The sequence below is a fragment of the Corynebacterium capitovis DSM 44611 genome (assembly GCF_030440535.1).
GTDB classification, from domain to species: domain Bacteria; phylum Actinomycetota; class Actinomycetes; order Mycobacteriales; family Mycobacteriaceae; genus Corynebacterium; species Corynebacterium capitovis.
In genome coordinates this window covers 1,894,945-1,912,448 of sequence record NZ_CP047117.1, presented here as the reverse complement: position 1 = coordinate 1,912,448, position 17,504 = coordinate 1,894,945, and the positions used below count along the sequence as shown (strand labels likewise).

At 64.4% G+C, this 17,504-nt stretch carries 14 protein-coding genes; 7 read left to right on the top strand and 7 right to left on the bottom strand.

Features of this window, described 5'->3' with window-relative positions:
- Nucleotides 1-131: 131 nt before the first annotated feature.
- From CAPI_RS09295 to CAPI_RS09280, 4 genes are read right to left on the bottom strand one after another with little or no spacing between them, the layout of a single operon-like run.
- Nucleotides 132-1,505, bottom strand: coding sequence for an NAD-dependent succinate-semialdehyde dehydrogenase (locus tag CAPI_RS09295; protein WP_018017162.1), 1,374 nt, complete (start codon nucleotides 1,503-1,505; stop codon nucleotides 132-134).
- 43 nt (nucleotides 1,506-1,548) lie between these two features.
- Nucleotides 1,549-3,096: an APC family permease gene (locus CAPI_RS09290; protein WP_018017161.1), complete on the bottom strand. Its 1,548-nt coding sequence runs from the start codon at nucleotides 3,094-3,096 to the stop codon at nucleotides 1,549-1,551.
- Nucleotides 3,097-3,123: 27 nt separating this feature from the next.
- Entirely contained in the window at nucleotides 3,124-3,993 is an 870-nt protein-coding gene (locus CAPI_RS09285; RefSeq protein WP_018017160.1) for a universal stress protein, read from the bottom strand.
- Between the two features lie 3 nt (nucleotides 3,994-3,996).
- Nucleotides 3,997-5,469, bottom strand: a complete 1,473-nt coding sequence (locus CAPI_RS09280; protein WP_018017159.1) for a flavin monoamine oxidase family protein — start codon at nucleotides 5,467-5,469, stop codon at nucleotides 3,997-3,999.
- A gap of 107 nt (nucleotides 5,470-5,576) precedes the next feature.
- On the opposite strand from CAPI_RS09280, the gene CAPI_RS09275 reads away from it, so the two are divergent.
- Together CAPI_RS09275 and CAPI_RS09270 are read left to right on the top strand one after the other, a co-directional pair.
- Complete coding sequence (locus CAPI_RS09275) at nucleotides 5,577-6,230, top strand: TetR/AcrR family transcriptional regulator (RefSeq protein WP_026157070.1); 654 nt, start codon at nucleotides 5,577-5,579, stop codon at nucleotides 6,228-6,230.
- A 247-nt stretch (nucleotides 6,231-6,477) separates the two neighbouring features.
- Nucleotides 6,478-7,848: an aromatic amino acid transport family protein gene (locus CAPI_RS09270; RefSeq protein WP_018017157.1), complete on the top strand. Its 1,371-nt coding sequence runs from the start codon at nucleotides 6,478-6,480 to the stop codon at nucleotides 7,846-7,848.
- Here the strand turns inward: CAPI_RS09270 and CAPI_RS09265 are convergent.
- Both CAPI_RS09265 and CAPI_RS09260 read right to left on the bottom strand, forming a co-directional pair.
- On the bottom strand, nucleotides 7,826-8,239 hold the full coding sequence (locus CAPI_RS09265; RefSeq protein ID WP_018017156.1) for a YbaN family protein: 414 nt from the start codon (nucleotides 8,237-8,239) through the stop codon (nucleotides 7,826-7,828). The two genes, CAPI_RS09270 and CAPI_RS09265, sit on opposite strands and share 23 nt — an antisense overlap.
- A 221-nt stretch (nucleotides 8,240-8,460) precedes the next feature.
- Nucleotides 8,461-9,585 carry a glycerol dehydrogenase gene (locus CAPI_RS09260; protein ID WP_018017155.1) on the bottom strand — a complete coding sequence of 375 codons (1,125 nt, stop codon included), beginning with the start codon at nucleotides 9,583-9,585 and terminating at the stop codon, nucleotides 8,461-8,463.
- Nucleotides 9,586-9,676: 91 nt separating this feature from the next.
- On the opposite strand from CAPI_RS09260, the gene CAPI_RS09255 reads away from it, so the two are divergent.
- The 5 genes from CAPI_RS09255 to CAPI_RS09235 all read left to right on the top strand — a co-directional run bounded on the left by CAPI_RS09255 (nucleotide 9,677) and on the right by CAPI_RS09235 (nucleotide 16,102).
- On the top strand, nucleotides 9,677-11,368 hold the full coding sequence (locus CAPI_RS09255) for a dihydroxyacetone kinase family protein (RefSeq protein WP_018017154.1): 1,692 nt from the start codon (nucleotides 9,677-9,679) through the stop codon (nucleotides 11,366-11,368).
- A gap of 38 nt (nucleotides 11,369-11,406) precedes the next feature.
- A complete protein-coding gene (leuS, locus tag CAPI_RS09250) occupies nucleotides 11,407-14,232 on the top strand; it encodes a leucine--tRNA ligase (RefSeq protein WP_018017153.1) in 2,826 nt (941 codons plus the stop codon).
- A gap of 69 nt (nucleotides 14,233-14,301) precedes the next feature.
- Nucleotides 14,302-15,321 (top strand): hypothetical protein, encoded by a 1,020-nt coding sequence (locus tag CAPI_RS09245; protein ID WP_018017152.1) that lies wholly within the window; start codon nucleotides 14,302-14,304, stop codon nucleotides 15,319-15,321.
- A gap of 82 nt (nucleotides 15,322-15,403) precedes the next feature.
- The gene (locus CAPI_RS09240) at nucleotides 15,404-15,766 is read left to right on the top strand and encodes a YidH family protein (protein WP_018017151.1); all 363 of its coding nucleotides are present in this window, start codon (nucleotides 15,404-15,406) and stop codon (nucleotides 15,764-15,766) included.
- Nucleotides 15,767-16,102: a DUF202 domain-containing protein gene (locus tag CAPI_RS09235; RefSeq protein WP_040356661.1), complete on the top strand. Its 336-nt coding sequence runs from the start codon at nucleotides 15,767-15,769 to the stop codon at nucleotides 16,100-16,102.
- On the opposite strand, the gene CAPI_RS09230 is transcribed toward CAPI_RS09235, so the two are convergent.
- Nucleotides 16,076-17,491, bottom strand: a complete 1,416-nt coding sequence (locus tag CAPI_RS09230) for an IS1096 element passenger TnpR family protein (protein WP_040356693.1) — start codon at nucleotides 17,489-17,491, stop codon at nucleotides 16,076-16,078. The two genes, CAPI_RS09235 and CAPI_RS09230, sit on opposite strands and share 27 nt — an antisense overlap.
- Nucleotides 17,492-17,504: the final 13 nt, after the last annotated feature.

The window sequence follows — 17,504 nt, the reverse complement described above, 5'->3', positions numbered from 1 at the left end:
TAACCGGCCCGGAAATCTACTCCCGGGCGACAAAAAGTAGAGCAACGCGCAAAAACAGGCCTAAAACAAGCCTAGAAATACACGTTGCTCTACTTTCGGACAGAAACACGCCGCAAGCAACAGCGCGGAACTTACTTCGCCACGTAGTACAGCTGCTTATTCACGAACTCGTCCATGCCCAGGGGGCCGAGCTCGCGTCCGTAGCCGGAGCGCTTCACGCCGCCGAAGGGCAACTCGGCGCCTTCGCCGGCGGGGGTGTTCACATTGGCCATGCCGACCTGCAGCTGAGCAGCGAGTTTCTTGGCGCGGGCCTCGTCGGTGGAGAAGACGGCGCCGCCGAGCCCGTAATGAGAGTCGTTGGCCAGCTCGAGGGCTTCCTCGTCGCTGGAAACCTTGTATACCTCCGCGACGGGGCCGAAGAACTCCTGGTAGTAGGGCTCGCTGCCGCGGGGGATGTCGGTGATGACGGCGGGGGAGACGTAGGCGCCGGTGTCGGAAAGTTCACCGCCGGTGCGCAGGTTAGCACCGGCAGCGACGGCGTCGGAAAGCTGTGTGCGCAGGGTCTCTGCGGCGGAGCGCGAGGACAGGGGAGTGTAGGTGCCCTCGGTGTGCTTATCCCAGGTCGTGGGGGTCATGTTCTCGGCGAGTTTGACCAGTTCGGCGACGAAGTCGTCGTAAAGCGTGTCCATCACGATGAGGCGCTTGTTGGAGTTGCACGCCTGGCCTGTATTGGCCATGCGCACCTCCCAGGCCTGTTTCGCGGCGGCAGCGACATCGTCGGTGTCGAGGATGACGTAGGGGTCGGTGCCGCCGAGCTCGAGCACGCACTTCTTCAGGTTCTTCCCGGCCTGCGCGGCGACGATGGACCCGGCGCGCTCGGAACCGGTGAGGGAGACTCCCTGGACGCGGGGGTCGGAGATTATCTCGGCGATTTGGTCGTGGTTGGCAAAGACGTTCGTGTACACGCCCTCGGGAATCCCCGCTTCAAGCACCAGCTTTTCGACGGCCAAAGCACTGCGCGGGCAAATCTCCGCGTGCTTCAGGATGATCGTGTTGCCCAGCATGAGGTTCGGCCCGATGAAGCGCGCGACCTGGTAGTAGGGAAAGTTCCAGGGCATGATGCCCAGCAACGGGCCGATGGGCAGGCGCCGGACCACGGCGTCGCCGTCTGGGGTGGCGATGGGCTGGTCGGCCGCGAAGGTTTCGCCATTGTCCGCGTAGTACTGGATGATGTCGGCGGAGAACTCGACCTCCTCAACCATTTCCTGCAGGGGTTTGCCCATCTCGATGCAGGAGTGTTCGGCGAGCTCGTCCTTCTTGTCGCGGAAGAGTTGGGCGAGGCGGCGCAGCTTCTCACCGCGCTCGGCGAGGGTATGCGCAGACCAGGCGTCGTAAGCTGAGGTTGCTCCGGCGATCGCCTTGTCGATGTCCTCGTTGGAGGCGGTGGGGAAGGTCTCCACCACTTCGTCGCTGACAGGGTTTTGTACTCGGTACTCGAGGGACACGAATGAACTCCTTGTAATCGTTGTTTTCCCCGATGCTACGCATTTAGCTCAGCAACGGTGTCTGATGATCGGTGGATGACGTGTTGCGTGGCAGCGTCTCGCCGCGGAAGAACGCGGGGTGGGCAAAGCGGGTGAAGAGCATGGTCGCCACACCGATGCCGAGGATCCCCATACCTAGCACGAACACTGCGCCCACGCCGAGGATTGTCGAGCCGGAACCGTAGCTCGGGTCGAGGGAGTCGTAGGCCGTGATGCCGAACATGAGCAGCAGGAACCCTCCGCCAAGGGCGGGGAAGAGGAGACGGAACAAGATGTTCCGGGGGCTGGAGAGAAGGTCGCCGCGGAAGTACCAGATGCACGCCACGGCGGTAATCCCGTAGTAGAAGCAGATCATCAGGCCGAGGGCAGTGATGGTGTCCCACAGAGCGTTTTCGGAAAGCAGGCGAGTCACCGCGTAGAAAACACCCGCTGCCACGGCGGAGGCGATGGTCGCTGTGCTGGGGGTGAGGAAGCGCGGGGAGATCTTTGCAAAGGTTGGCGGCAGCGCGCGGTAGTGACCCATCGCCAGCAGGGTGCGCGCCGGGCTGACCATCGTCGACTGCAGGGAAGCGAATGAACTGGCCAGCACTGCCACATAGATAACAAAGGAGAGCGGGCCGAGCACGGGATACGACAGGGCAGCGAAGATGGATTCCTGGTTGTCCGGGTTACCCGCACCGAGCCCCGTGTCACCGGTGCCAGCCCAGACCACGATGGACACCGCGGTGAGGATGTAGAGGGCGATGATGATCAGCACGGTGATGGTGGCAGCACGTCCTGGCGTGCGCTCCGGGTCCTTCGTCTCCTCGTTCATGGTGAGGGTGACGTCCCATCCCCAGAACATGAAGATGGACAGGGAGATGCCGGCTGCGACCGTCGTGAAGTCGCCGATGTCAAGCGGGTTGAACCACGAGAAGGAGAAGGGCGTGAAGTCGAAGCCGTCCCCGCTGTAGGCACGGTAGAGAGCGGCGATGTCAAAAACGACGACGGCAAGGATCTGAAGGGCAACCAGCACGTACTGCAGGTTCTTCGTCGAATCCATGCCGCGATAGGAAATCCAGGCGGCGATGGCAAGGAAGACGATGGTGGTGGGGATGTTGATCCACAGGTTCGACGTCCAGTCCGCAATGCCAGGGCGCTGGAGGATTTGGGCGAGCAACAGGTAGAGGAAGTCCACGGCCACCGCGGCGAGGTTGGACAGGACAAGGATGGTGGCGGTGATCAGGCCCCAGCCTCCCATCCAGCCGACGTAGGGGCCGAACGCTTTGGTGGCCCAGGTGAAGCTTGTGCCGGAGTCAGGAACCGAGTTGTTGAGCTCCCGGTAGGCGAAGGCAACGAGCAGCATCGGGATGAAACCCAGAATGAGGATCGCCGGGACGTGCTGCCCGACGGCGGAAATTGTCGGCCCCAAACCCGAGGTCAAGGTGTACGTCGGGGCAATGCAACTGATGCCGATGACGACGGCGCCGATCAGGCCGACGCTGCCGGCGCGCAATCCTTTAGAAGCCGGGATGCCCTCCGAGGCGGCCGGGGGCGTGATGGTGTCGCTCATGAGAAGCTTCACCTCCTTGCGTGTGGTTTAGGAGTTATCCATGTATCCGTTAGGGATGACGATGGTCGGGACAGGGGTGTAGCGCAGGATCTGGGTCGCGGTAGTACCCAGGAAGAGCCGGCCCTCGGGCGCGATGCGGGATGAACCCACGTATGCGACGTCACCGGGGAGCCAGCTCAGGCCCGAGGTTGCAGTTTCGATGGAGGGCGCTTCGACGACCTCGGCGGTGGCCTGGTTGGCGTCGACAAGCGAGCGCGCCCTGTGTGCGAGCTCGGCGCTGGCCGTGCGTTCAATGCCCTCGAGCGCATCCGAACCCGCTGGCTGTTCGCCCGCGATATTGAGGGAGACGAAGCGGAGCGGGACGCCGAAGCGCGCGGCGCGGTCGAGCCCGACGGCGATGATGTCCGTCGCACCGGGGCGGGTGCCAAACAGGACCGTGATGCGCTGGATGGGGCCGGGGTAGTTGTACCCGCGCGGTGCGATCGCCAATGGGACCGGGCAGCTGTGCAGCAGGGTGTTGACCACGCTGCCCAGGGTGACGCGGCGGAAGAGCCCGCCGCCCTGCGACCCCACGACGACGATCTCGCTGCTGAGCCCGGTGGCCTGATCGATGATGATCTGCGGGATCGAGTCACCGACCGCGACGCGGGTGGTGACCTCGATGTCGCTGGGGACTTCAGCGCGGGCGTCGTCGAGCCAGCCCGCGATGTGCTGCTCCACGATCGTCTCGTAGCCGCGCACGCGCGGGTAGAGGCCCGGGGTGACCTCGTGGTTTGTCATCGCCATGACAATGTCGATGGCGGTGTCACGCTCTTTCGCCAGAGCGACGGCGAGGCGCAGCGCGTCGATGCCGCCGTCAGTGGCGATGTAGGCGACGAGGATTCGTCCGCCGGCCATGTCCTAGGCCTGCTTCCCGGACGCACGCTCCGCAATCTGCAGCGCGACCTTTTCACCCATGCGCACGGCGCCGTCGACGTGCTGGTAACCTTCGCCGGCGATGTCGGAGCAGGCGTAGTAGATCGCGCCGGTCGGCTGGTTCTGCAGGTGGCCCCAGCGGGACAGGCCGCCCAGGTCGTAGCTGGTGGCGTAGGCGCCGCGGGTCCACTCCTCGGCCGCCATGTCCGACAGGTAGAAGGCGATCGGCTCCTTGGTCTTCGGGCCCAGGTAGTCAGCCATGGCGTCGAGAATGGCCTCCTTGCGCGCCTCCGGTTCTAGAGCCCACATCTGCTCGGCGTAAACGTCGGAGACGAAGCCGACGAGGGTGCCGTACTGGTCCTCGCCCTCGGCGAAGTAATTGGTGTTGTCGTAGACCTCCTGCACGAGGCGGCCGCCGCCGAAGCCGGTGCCGGAGAGGCCCTCCTCGCGCCAGAACGGGGTCTCGTAGACGGCGTGCACCTTGATCACCAGGCCCATCGAGATGTGCTGGTGCGCGACGTGCTGCTCGCGCGGCAGCGGCGGGGTGTAACTGATCCGGCTGTACAGGTTCGGCGGCACCGCCAAGACGACGAAGCGCCCGTGCACCTCGAGGTCGTTGGTGTAGACGGTGACGTCCCCGGCCTCGCCGTTGTTGGGCACACCGTTGCGGACGTCGGCCTTGACATTGTTGAGAGCATCGCTTGTCGACGCGTCCGGTTCCGCCCAGTCAATCCTGCGGACGGGGTTGGAAAGAAACACGTCGTCACCCAGCTCCCGTGCCATGGCCAAAGAGACGGACTGCATGCCGCCGACGACGCGGCGGTCCAGGATGAAGTCTTCGTCCACGAGGTTGCTGAACGAGCCAGCGGACGAGGCCATGAGCAGGGCCTGCAGAGCGGAGAAGGTGTAGGACGGCTTGGTCAACATGCCGGACGCGACGTAGATGGAGACGTTGTCGATCGCCTCCGGGTCGTCCGACTGCTGCTCCAACCAGCCGCGGAAGGAGATGCGGTCGAGTTCCTTCGCGCGGGGGTGTTCCCACGGCTTGGCGGGGTCCATCTCGGCGGCCAGGGCGTCGAGCTGTTCGATCAGCTTGTCCATCTCGGCGATCGTCTTCTCCGTGGCGGGGAAGACGGTGCCCTCGTATTCGTGGCGCGTTCCGTCGGGGGAGACGTAGATGGACTTGCCCTCGCGGTAGCGCTGGAAGGTTTTCAGGCCGAGCTCGTCGACAAGCTGGGTGAGGCGGGTCTGGTCGGGGGAGATCCACTGGCCACCGAGTTCGATGAAGTGCTCGGTGCCCTTCTCGTCGGCGACCTTGCCGCTCCATGTGCGGCCGCCGACGCGGTCGCGTGCCTCGAGCACGGCGACCGAGAAGCCTTTCTTCTTCAGCGTTCGGGCGGCGGTAAGGCCGGCTGGTCCTGCGCCTACAATCACTACGTCGCGCTCGAGTCTTGCCACGGTGCGTCCTCCTCAGGAGTCATTTCGATATTAAAATGAACGCAATTCATTTTGCGTTGTGAGTCACATTACCCTCCCCGGTGTGGGATGAAAAGAGGTTAGCTGGGATGAACCGTCAACGATCCCGGGGTAGGCCGGTACGAGCTGTGCTCAACGGTCCGAAAATCGCTGCCGCGGCACTGCGCATTGCTACGGAAGAGGGTTATGAAAAGCTCACAATGGCCGCCGTCGCTAGGGCGCTCGACGTGGCACCTAGCGCCCTATACAACCACGTGGCAGGCAAAGAAGATCTGCTATTCCTCGTGGAGGATGCGGTTATGGCACAGGTTGACACCGAGGCGCTTCACGCATGTGCGGCGGGGAAAATCGGGGCGCGCAGAGCCGTCGAAAAGTGGGCGCATTCGTACCGCGAGGTGTGTGCCCTGCACACCCCGCTCATTCCTTATTTGGCCACGATGCCGATCTCGGGTGCACCAAAGACTGTCGAGATGTATGAGCTAGCCGTCCAGGTCATGGTCGTGGGCGGGGTCGGAGAGGCAAATGCGCTCAACGCTGTGGTCATGCTGGAGTCGTTCATTTATGGCTCCGCCTACGATGTTGCGGCCCCAGCCTCGATTTTCGACGTCCCCAACGCCACTGAAGCGCCAGGCCTGCGAAGGGCAATCGCAGCGCGTGCTGATAGCGGCGGCCTCTCCAACCCCTATGCCGACGCGCCTTTTGAACAGGGCCTTGCCAGCCTACTTAACGGGTTGGTGCTGTAGCTTTTGCCACGGAGGGCCTGGGCGCGTTCGCGGCGTGCCTCGACTGCCTCGATGAGCTTCCGGCCACCGGAGAGTTCCTGGGGGTCCATCTTGGGGTGTGTCGGTCACCTCGCATACGGCTCTCAACGAGCGAGGAGTGCATCCCGATCGGTCGCTCTTGCCGGGATGTCTCGGGGCCCTCCGAGCTGTCCGCGGGGGGCACTAAGATGGCCTGATACATCTGTACACAACGGCAAAGCAAGGTCCCATGTCTTCATCCCGCCAAAAGGGAAACGATTCACCGGCCCCCTACACACCAGAGCACCTCAGGCAGTCGCGCAAGGAGTTCCGCCTGGAAAACCTCACCGAGGCCGATGCGGATCAGATCCGCCTCAACCGCAGCGGCGACGCCCCCAACGGGACGTTTTTGTCTTGGGTGATCACGCTGTTTGGCACGGCGGTCGGAGCGGGCATCCTCTTCTTGCCCATCGATGCCGGCAGTTTTGGCTTCTGGCCGCTGGTCATCGCGACGGTATTCATTGGCCCGCTGGTGTTCTTCTCCCACCGCACCTACGCACGCATCGTCAGCGCCTCCCCCGAGAAGGGCCTCGACGTGCTCCAAGTGGTCACGGCTCTGACGGGCCGAAAGCGAGGCGTGTCCACGGCGGTGATCTATTGGCTGGCGATCTTCCCCACGGTGCTGATCTACGGCATCTCGATCACAAACACGATGGACAGCTTCATCGTCAACCAGCTCCACGGCCCACAGCTGCCCCGCGCGGTGCTAGCCACTTTGTGCATCGGGGCGCTCACCGGAGCCTTCGCGCTGGGCAAGAAGGCGACGCTGTGGTTCGCGAACATCCTCGTCTACCCGCTGATCGTGACCCTAGCGGCGGTCTCGCTCTACCTTGTGCCGAAGTGGGACCTCGCCGGTTTCCGGGCCTCCGAGCCGCAGACTCCGCTGTGGCAGTCGCTTCTGCTTATCCTGCCGGTGCTGGTGTTCTCCTTCAGCCACATGGCGGCCGTCTCGCAGTTTGCTCTCGACGTCCAGAAGGCGCGTCAAGGCGACGTCGCCGCCACGGAGAAGCAGGTGTCGAAGATCGAGCTGATAACGGCGACCCTGCTCGTCGTGTTCACGATGTTCTTCGTCTGGTCCTGCACCCTCACGCTCGGCGCCGACGGGCTCGAGGAGGCCCGAGCCCAGAATATTCCGGTGCTGAGCTACTTCGCCAACGTTACGAACACGCCATTCATGGCGATCATGACCCCGATCGTCGCGATCTGCGCCATCGCGTCCTCCTACTTCGGTCACATGCTCGGCGCGGAGGAGGGCACCGCCTACCTTATCCGCGTTCTCGTTCCCAAGACCGCGAAACGCCTCGGCGACCGCGTCCTCGACTACGCCGTATACCTCTTCGTCTTCGTCACCGGGGTCGTCGTGGCTGTGATCAACCCGTCCATTCTCGACCTCATCTCCGTGGTCGGCGGGCTGTTCATGACCTTCCTCACCTATCTCGTGCCTACGCTGCTATTCCGGAAAGCGACTGCTTTCAGGCACTACGCCAACCGGCCGGACACCCTTTTTGTCGGCGTGGCGGGCGTGGTCATCATGGCGGTCACTCTGTGGCAGATGACGTAGGCGGGATCTTATAGCGGGCCCGGAACCTTGCCGCGCGGGCTGGGTTGGGAGCAAGTAGGGAAATGTGGATGGCCACGCCGACGGCGATGGACATGAGCATGACAGTAAACCACAGCTCGCGGACAATGAGCATAGACAACGCCATCGACATCCACATCAACCCGATGATCCGCACCTTTCGGGTCCGATTGAGCTCGCCGGTGTAGTAGTCGGTGATGTACTTGCCGAAGACGGAGTGGTGCAGCAACCTGTGTTCCAGCCGGGGCGAGCTGCGGGTGAAGAAGAACAGCGCGGTCAAGAGGAACGGCGTGGCGGGGAGGAGGGGCAGAAAGGCACCGAGGGCACCGAAACCCGCTGCGAGAAGCCCGGCGGCGAGATAGAGGTAACGCATGGTGGGCTCAACGCTACACGTTCACGACAGTTTAGGTAAGGTTTGCCATATATCCCAAGTCCCTCTAGCTACCCCGCGCATGAGCACGCGCTAGGAGATCGACTCGACTAGCTGGGACTAGCTGGGACTAGCTGGGACTAGCTCAGACTAGCTGGCCTCGACGCCGTCGAGGCCAGCACCTGGGAGGCGTTCGCGGTGCGCTGGGAGCAGCCCACCCGTGGCTAGGCGCGCTCGCGGAAGGAGCGGGCGTAGCGGTCCGCAGCCCGGATCGCCTGCACGACATCGGTCGGGGTGTGCTCGCCCGGCATCTGCTTCAGCGTTTCATCAGCGGAGCAGGCAAGCTCGGCGATCTTGTACAGGTCATCGTCGGTGGCGTCGGCGAGGTGGATCTCCTCCAGTGTGGTAGGTAGGCCAACGGACTGAAGGAAGCCGAAGTATCGGTCCGCCTCCTCGCGCGTGGCGCCGGTGAGCATGAGCTGCACGCCGACGCCGAAAGCGACCTTCTCGCCGTGGGACATGTGGTGGATGTCGCCCTCGAGCGCGGTGAAGCCGTTGTGGATCGCGTGGACGGCGGCGAGCCCGCCGTTTTCGAAGCCCAACCCGGACAGCAGCGTGTTCGCCTCGCAGATGGCCTCGAGCGCAGGGGAGACGATGTGCTCCTCCGCGTCCTTCAGCGCCTGGTGGGCGTAGGCAAAGAGCGTCTCCTCGCACTTCTCGGCCAATGCCAGGCCGGCGAGGGTGGGCCGGGAGGAGTCGTCCATTCGGCGGCCGTTGGCGCGGTGCACGGCGCGGGCCTCCACGAGAGTTGCAAGGGCGTCGCCAAGCCCGGAGCGAAGCGTGCGCACGGGTGCGTTGGCGATGACGCGGGTATCCACCGCGACGAGGTCGGGGTTGCGGTCGTAGAAGAGGTAGGAGTCGAACACGCCCTCGTCGGTGTAGATCACCGAGACGCGGGCAGTCGGTGCGTCGGCGGAGACGGCGGTGGGGAAGATGGCGACGGGCAAGGAAAGCTTGTCGGCCACCGCTCGCGCGGTGTCGATGGTCTTACCCCCGCCGAGGCCGATGATGGTGTCGGTGTCACCGGCAGCGGCCTTTTCGGCAATACGGCCGATTTCGTTCATGGAGGCCTCCCCGCCGAAGACCTCGTGGGTGGCCTCCATGCCGTCGCCGCGTAGGCTGTCCTGGAGCTTCTGGCCCGCGATACCCCAAACCACCTCGTCAGCGATGATAAGTGGAGTTGAGCCGAGGGGCTTGAGGTAGTGTGCGGCACGGTCAATGAGATCGATGCCCTGCACGTAACGGGAGGGCCCAGTATACATCTTGTCTTGGGTGTAGGAGGCGGCCATCGTCTTTCCTTTCTCTCAGAGGATTTCTCAGATGCCACCATAGGCGCGCGAGACCTTACGTGAGAGTGGCACCGTTCACTATCCTGGCTGCATGTCCGATAATGCGCAGTCTTCACCATCCGTTCGCTCCTTCCGCAACAACCCACGCGATTTCTCGGCGGAGGCGATCGGGGGAACGGTCGCCGCCCACCCGGACGCCGAGTGGAACCCAGCGGGCTTCATTCACCTGTCATCCCCCGTCGTCACGGAAGATGGGGAGCCTGCCGTCGCTGTGGTCTCGGGCGGCGGTTCGGGCCACGAGCCCATGCACAGCGGCTTCATCGGGCGGGGCATGCTCGCTGCTGCCTGCCCTGGGTACCTGTTCACCTCGCCCAACGCGGTGCAGATCGCCGAGGCGACGAAGTGGGCCGACCAGGGCCGCGGGGTGCTCCACGTGGTGAAGAACTACACTGGCGACGTGATGAACTTCTCCGTCGCGCGGCGGATGAACCCGGACGTCGAGACGGCCACCGTGGTGGTCGGGGAGGACATCGCCACCGAGCGGGGCGACGAGGACGGGCCCGGCCGGCGCGGCACCGCGGCCACTATCCTCGTCGAAAAGGTTGCGGGGGCGGCGGCCCGTCGTGGCGACGGCCTGGAGCAGGTGCGTAAGAAGGCCCAGTGGGTCGCCGACAATTCGCGCAGCATGGCCGTGGCCCTGGCGCCGGGTTACCTTCCTACCTCGGGCCGGGACACCTTCGACCTAGACAGTGGCGAGATGGAGGTCGGCGTGGGCATCCACGGTGAACGGGGCGTGGCCCGCGAGAAGATCAAGCCAGCCCGCGACATCGTCGAGGCGATCCTGCCCGACATCGCCGAGGCGCTCGGGCTTGCCGAAGGCGACGAGGTCGTTTGCCTGACCAACGGCCTCGGCGGCACCACCCTGCTCGAGATTCACCTCGTTTTCGGGGAGGTGCTCACCTGGCTCGCCGAACGCGGAATCACGGTGCGCCGCAGCCTCAACGGCACCTTCGTCACCTCCGTCAACATGCATGGCGTGTCCGTGACGCTCGCACGCTGCAACGACGAAATCGCCGAACTTCTCGACGCCCCCACCGCCGCCCCGGCCTGGCCCGGCGCCATCGGCACTAAGGCCGAGTTCGCTCCCGCGAAGATGACCTTCGCCGACAAGCTGCCCGAGGCTGGGGAGAATAACGCCTGGCTGACGGGGTTCATCGAGCGCGCCCAGGCGGGGGTCGACGACCTCACCGAACTGGACCGCATCGCCGGCGACGGCGACTTCGGGGCCAACATTGACGCCGCCTTTGGGGACATCGAGCTTCCGCTGCGCGGCAGCGACGGCGACATCCTCGACGGCCTCGCCCACCGGTGCCTAGTCCGCTCGGGGGGTACCTCCGGTGCCGTGTTCGGTACGCTATTCACCGAGCTTGCCCACGCGGTGGAGGACCGCTTGACCGCGGAGACGCTTAAGGACGGCCTGAACAGTGCCTATGAGGCCATCCACGAGCTCGGTGGCGCCAAGTATGGCGACAAAACCGTGGTGGATGCCCTCTACCCAGCCGCCCGGGCGCTGGACAACGTCGCTCCCGACACCCCACTCGAGGATGTTATGGCCGTCGCTCGCGACGCCGCAGTCGAGGGGGTGAGGAACACCCGGGAGCTCTCGGCAAAGAAGGGACGCGCTTCCTACCTCGGCGAGTCCGCCAGGGACTTGCCGGACCCCGGCGCGATTGTCGTGACCTGGTTGCTCGGCGGTGAGGACAGGGTTGAGGACTTCCGCTAGGGACGTGCCCAAATCACCAGCCACTACACTGTGTACCCATGACTACCGCCAGCGAGGGACCGGCTTTCCGCTACACAGCGGGCCTAGCCAACGACATTGAGAAGAAGTGGCAAAGCTACTGGGTGGACAACGGGACGTTCAACGCTCCCAACCCGGTAGGCAGCCTCTCCACGGGCGCCCCCCTGCCCGAGGACAAGCTCAATGTCCAGGACATGTTCCCCTACCCTTCTGGCGCAGGCCTTCACGTCGGTCACCCGCTGGGGTACATCGCCACGGACGTGTTCGCGCGCTACAACCGCATGCTGGGTAAGAACGTCCTGCACACCCTGGGCTACGACGCGTTCGGCCTCCCCGCGGAGCAGTACGCGATCCAAACAGGCACGCACCCGCGCACGACGACCGAGGCCAACATCGCCAACATGACGCGCCAGCTCAATGCTCTGGGTCTGGGCCACGACCGGCGCCGCTCCGTGGCAACGACGGACCCGAAGTTCTACAAGTGGACACAGTGGATCTTCCTGCAGATCTACAATTCCTGGTTCGACGAGGATGAGCAGCGCGCCCGTCCGATCGAGGACCTCGTCCGCGACCTGATGACGGGCGCGCGAACAACGAAAGACGGACGTAACTTCCGGGACCTCAGCACCGCGGAAAAGCACGCAGCCTTGGACGAGTTCCGTCTCGTCTACCTCGCAGATTCCGTCGTGAACTGGTGCCCCGGCTTGGGCACCGTGCTTGCGAACGAGGAGGTCACCACGGACGGCCGTTCCGAGCGCGGCAACTACCCGGTCTTCCGCAAGCGCCTGCGCCAGTGGATGATGCGCATTACCGCCTACTCGGATCGCCTCCTCGATGACCTCGACCTTCTCGATTGGCCGGAGAAGGTCAAGTCCATGCAGCGCAACTGGATCGGCCGTTCCCGCGGCGCCCAGGTCGCCTTCACCTCCGAGGCCGGCCCCATCGAGGTCTTCACTACCCGCCCAGACACGCTTTTTGGAGCGCGCTACGTCGTCCTCGCGCCCGAGCACGAGCTTGTCGACGCCTTAACCGCCCCGGCCTATCCCGCCGACACCGACGAGCGCTGGACCTATGGCCGGTCCACCCCGGCTGAGGCCGTGGCTGCCTACCGCAGGTCGGTTTCCGCGAAGTCCGACGTGGAACGCCAGGAAAACAAGGACAAGACCGGTGTGTTCCTGGGCACGTACGCCACGAACCCCGTCAACGGGGATGAGGTGCCCATCTTCGTCGCCGACTACGTCCTCATGGGCTACGGCACGGGTGCGATCATGGCGGTGCCGGCCCACGACGAGCGCGACTACGAGTTCGCCACGGTCTTCGGTCTTCCTATCGTGCCGGTGCTCGACGGTGACGTCTCGGAAGCCGCGTTTACGGACGACGCGCCGCACATCAACTCCGCCAACACCGAAGGCTTGGACCTCAACGGCCTCTACTCGGCGGAGGCGATTGACCGGAGCATTGACTGGCTCGTCGAGAAGCACAAGGGCGAAGAGCGCATTCAGTACAAGTTGCGCGACTGGCTTTTTGCGCGGCAGCGCTACTGGGGCGAGCCCTTCCCCATCGTGTACGACGAGAACGGGCAGGCACACGGCCTGCCAGAGGACATGCTTCCCGTGGAGCTGCCCGAGGTGGCGGACTACAACCCGGTGTCCTTCGACCCCGAGGATGCAGACTCGCAGCCCTCTCCCCCGCTGGCCAAAGCCACGGATTGGGTCACCGTCACCCTGGACCTCGGGGACGGGGAGAAGACCTACACCCGCGACACCAACGTCATGCCGCAGTGGGCGGGTTCCTCCTGGTACCAGCTGCGCTACATCGACCCGGAGAACTCTGAGGAGTTCTGCAACATCGACAACGAGCGTTATTGGGCCGGCCCCCGTTCCGAGAACGACCCGGGCGGCGTCGACCTCTACGTCGGTGGCGTCGAGCACGCGGTGTTGCACCTGCTCTACTCCCGCTTCTGGCACAAAGTGCTCTACGACCTCGGCTTTGTCTCCTCGAAGGAGCCTTACCGGCGCCTCTACAACCAAGGCTACATTCAGGCCTACGCCTACACCGATGCGCGCGGCGTCTACGTGCCGGCCGCCGAGGTGGAGGAGAAGGACGGCCACTTCTTCCACAACGGGCAAGAGGTCAACCGCGAGTACGGCAAGATGGGCAAGTCCCTGAAAAACGCCGTCGCGCCCGACGACATCACCCGCGATTACGGGGCGGACACCCTGCGCGTATACGAGATGTCGATGGGCCCGCTGGACACCTCCCGTCCGTGGGCGACCAAGGACGTTGTCGGCTCCCACCGCTTCCTGCAGCGCCTCTGGCGTCTCGTGGTCAACGAGGAGACCGGTGAGCTGCGTGCCGAGGATCGCGCCTTGACGGACGAGGACGCCAAGCAGCTCCATCGCACCATTGCTGGCGTCCGCGAGGACTACGAGCACCTGCGTGACAACACCGTGGTGGCCAAGCTCATTGAGTACGTCAACTACTTAACTAAGACTTACTCAGGAGCCGTGCCCCGCGCTGCCGTCGAACCGCTCGTGCAGATGGTCTCCCCCCTCGCCCCCCACATCGCCGAGGAACTCTGGTCCAGGTTGGGCCACCAGGACACGGTCACGTTCGAGCCCTTCCCCACCTTCGAAGAGGCGCTTCTTATCGACGACACAGTCGAGGTGCCAGTCCAAATTAACGGGAAGGTCAAGGCACGCATTGATGTTGCCGTGGATGCGTCGAAAGAAGACACGGAAGCGGTAGCCCGCGCGGACGCCCGCATCGCCTCCCTGACCGAGGGGAGGAACGTGGTGAAGGTGGTCGTTGTGCCAGGGCGGATGGTCAATATCGTCGTTAAGTAAGTGCCGATCTGACCAGGGGTCAGTACCATCGCTGGGGTACGCCTTAAACGCCTATAAGGAGTTGTTGAGATGTCTACCCCCTACAACGGAGGTGCCGGATCCCCCAACGGGCGCGACTGGCATCCCGAGAACGAACCCACGATGCCGGCCCCCGGTGGGGCGGATGGTGCTTACGGCACTTATGGGGCTTACGGCGCGGGCTACGGGCAGCAGAGCTACGCCCCCGGTGCGTTCGATGTGAACGCTGCAGCCGCGGGCCGCGGCGCCCTGAGGCACCACGGCATCCAGCTTGTTGACGGCACCTACGGTGACGGTTTCACGCCACACCCGATCAACGACCCAGCGCACAACGGTTGGGCCCACGTGAAGGGCACCGGCAAGATGAACGCGATCGAGGCGTGGACCTTCGGTTTCCGCACCACCCTTTCGAACTGGAAGTTTTGGGTGCCGGCGGGCCTGATCATCATCGTTGTCGGCGCGCTTTCCGGAGTTGCCCCCGTCGCGTTGTCGTGGGTTGCTTCCCTGACAATGCTTCTGATTGCGCCCGTCGTGTACTCCGTGGCGCTGATGGGCACGCTGTCGCGTTCGCTTACCTTCAACGAGATCAAGGTCCCGGCGTACGGCAAGACCCTGGGAATGCTCCTGTTCCTAGGCATCATTATCACCCTGATCTTCAGCGCCGTGTCTTTCGTGGCGCTGATGGTCGGGGGCTCTCAATCCAGCGCGTTTGATGACCCCACGGTGTGGGCGTCCGATGAGGCGGCCCTGGAGGCGACCTTACCCGTCCTTTTGGGCGTCATCGCGGCAACCCTGCTGTTTGGTTTCCTGATCGGGCCGTTTTTCTCCTTCCAGGCGTTGTACGCCTCCGATAACGCTGGCTCGTTCGGAGACGCGTTGCGGGAGGGTTTCCGCGCGGGCGCCCGCAACTACCTACAGATCCTCGCGTTTTCGCTGCTCAGCTTCGTGGCGTTCCTCCTCGGAATGGTGCTCTTCGGGGTGGGCCTGCTCATCGTCATGCCCGCCTACCTCCTCGCCATAGCTTATGCCTACCGGCAGATCTCCGGCGGCCCCGTGCCCGTGACCACATAGCTTGTCGCCCTGGCACCGGCGAGCTCACCTCCGCACTTCCCCGAGCTCGCGGGGTGCGGCGAATGGGCTACACTTCAGCACCATGACGGGGCGCGACTGGTTTACACGCACGGTCTTCCCTGACGGGGACGAGCCAGATCCCCGTTTCACCCTGGCCAACGAGCGAACCTTCCTCGCTTGGACGCGCACGGCACTTGCGTTCCTCGCCGGGGGAATCGCGATGGAGGTGTTCGCGATTCCCGGGGTGCCGGCCGAGCTGCGCACGGTGGCGTCGGCAGTAGTGATTGTGCTGGCCATGGCCGTGTCCCTCGGCGCGGCGGTGCGTTGGGTGCGCCTTGAACGTGCGCTGCGTCACGGCGCGCCGCTTCCCGCCCCCGCCATCGTCCCCGTTATCTCCGTCGGCGGTTTCATCGCGGCGACCATCGTGCTCGTGGGCCTTTTCTAGATGTCTTCACCCCCGCCCATCCCCATCCCAGACACCGGCCTGCAGCCAGAACGGACCGCGCTAAGCTGGCAGCGCACTGCGTTGGCCATGATGGTGTGCTCCGTCACTTTGCTGCGGTGGGCTCGGGAGGCGCCCGGGTTCATCGCGGTGGGCGCTTTCATGCTGGCGTGCTTGGGCTTGGGGATCATGCTGACGGTCCGGCGCTCGTACCGGGCGCGAGCGCATGGTCTAAGCAGGGACCACACCCCACCAAACCTCGCCGGCGTGACGATCACTACTGCGATGCTGTGCCTCCTAGGTGGGATGGAGCTATTCCTCGTCCTCATTAATGCCTAGCATCCGCTCGACGAAAGCGGCCCCTCCCGGAGTGATGCACAAACCGCCGTCATCGACCTCGTCGAGCACCCCGATGGCCCTGAGCAGGGCGCGCGTCTTCTCGACGTCCCCAGGCAGCTCGTGCGGCCCGGAGGGGATGATGGCGTATTCGTCAGCAACCCACCTCACCACCACTCGCCACTCCCCGGCCCCTATGACGTGCTCGAACCCGGCGCGCAACTCCGCGTGCAGCCGCACGACCGCACGCTTATCGCTCAGCAGGGCCTCGCCCAGCGTGCCGACGCCCACCCACCCGCCAGCCTCCGTCAGCGCCCCCGATGCGGCGAGGACCCTACGCACCACCTGCAACTGAGGCAAGGACCGCTCGCGCGGGTGGGGGGCTGTCACGCCCAGGTTCATCTGGCGCGCCAGGTTGGCCACCATGCTGGGCGGCAGGTACCCACTGCTGGTCAGTTTCACGCGGTGGTCCGGCTGGTCCCATACCTCGCGTACGACGGCGGTGAGGGCGCGGTACACCTCGTCTTCTCCGTCTCCCACATAATCCTCTGTCCAGTTGAAAACGTCTGCTGCGCTGGTCGCGGTTTCAAACATGCCGGCTGCGTACGCTACGTCGGCCGCATTCAGCCCGTCCTGTTCGTTGAGCCTTTCTTCGAAAAACTCGGCCATCGCCGCGATAAGCGCCGGGTTGCGCTCCGGGTTCGGGTCGTTGTGAAGGATCTCCCGCAGATCGGGACGCGTTTCCAAGAACTCATCGAACTCCGCGGCGAACTGGGGTGCCCGCGGGTCGTCGTCGACGCGGCTCGTGGTGTCTAAGAAGAGGTCCTCGGCGACGAAGCTGACGCGTTCGCTGACCGTCACGGGATCTGCCTGGGTGAGGCGCTGCAGGAGGCGTTCCGGGGTCATCACGGGAAGGAAGCTCAGTAGCAGGGGCGCAACCTCCATGTCTGGGTCGAGACCCGCGGCGATGCGGCGGGCCTCGGAATGGAACCGGTGCATCAGCTCGGGCCCGTTGCAGGATTCGACGACATCGGGGCCGAGGACGTCGATAAGCATGGGCGTCGGGCCGTCAAGCCGCGACAGCCCGAGCACCTCGACGTGGATGTTCCAGTTCGCGCTGGGGTCGTAGACGTAGGTCATTGCTCCCATGCGTTCGACGGTGACGTCGTTTTCCGAGCCTTCCCCCGCCCCGGGGAAGCTGGTGTAGACAGCCCGCGGAGTCCCCCCTGCACCGCCCGCCGACGTGTACACGTGACTGGCGGCGCCAGAAAATCCGAAGGCAGCGTCGATGACGTGAGCGAGCTCGCGGAGGTTCATGGAATCGTCCACGTTGATCAGGCGGGCCATTGTGGGCTGGGATCCCTCAACCGTCATGAGCAGGGACACGATCATGACCACAAGGATA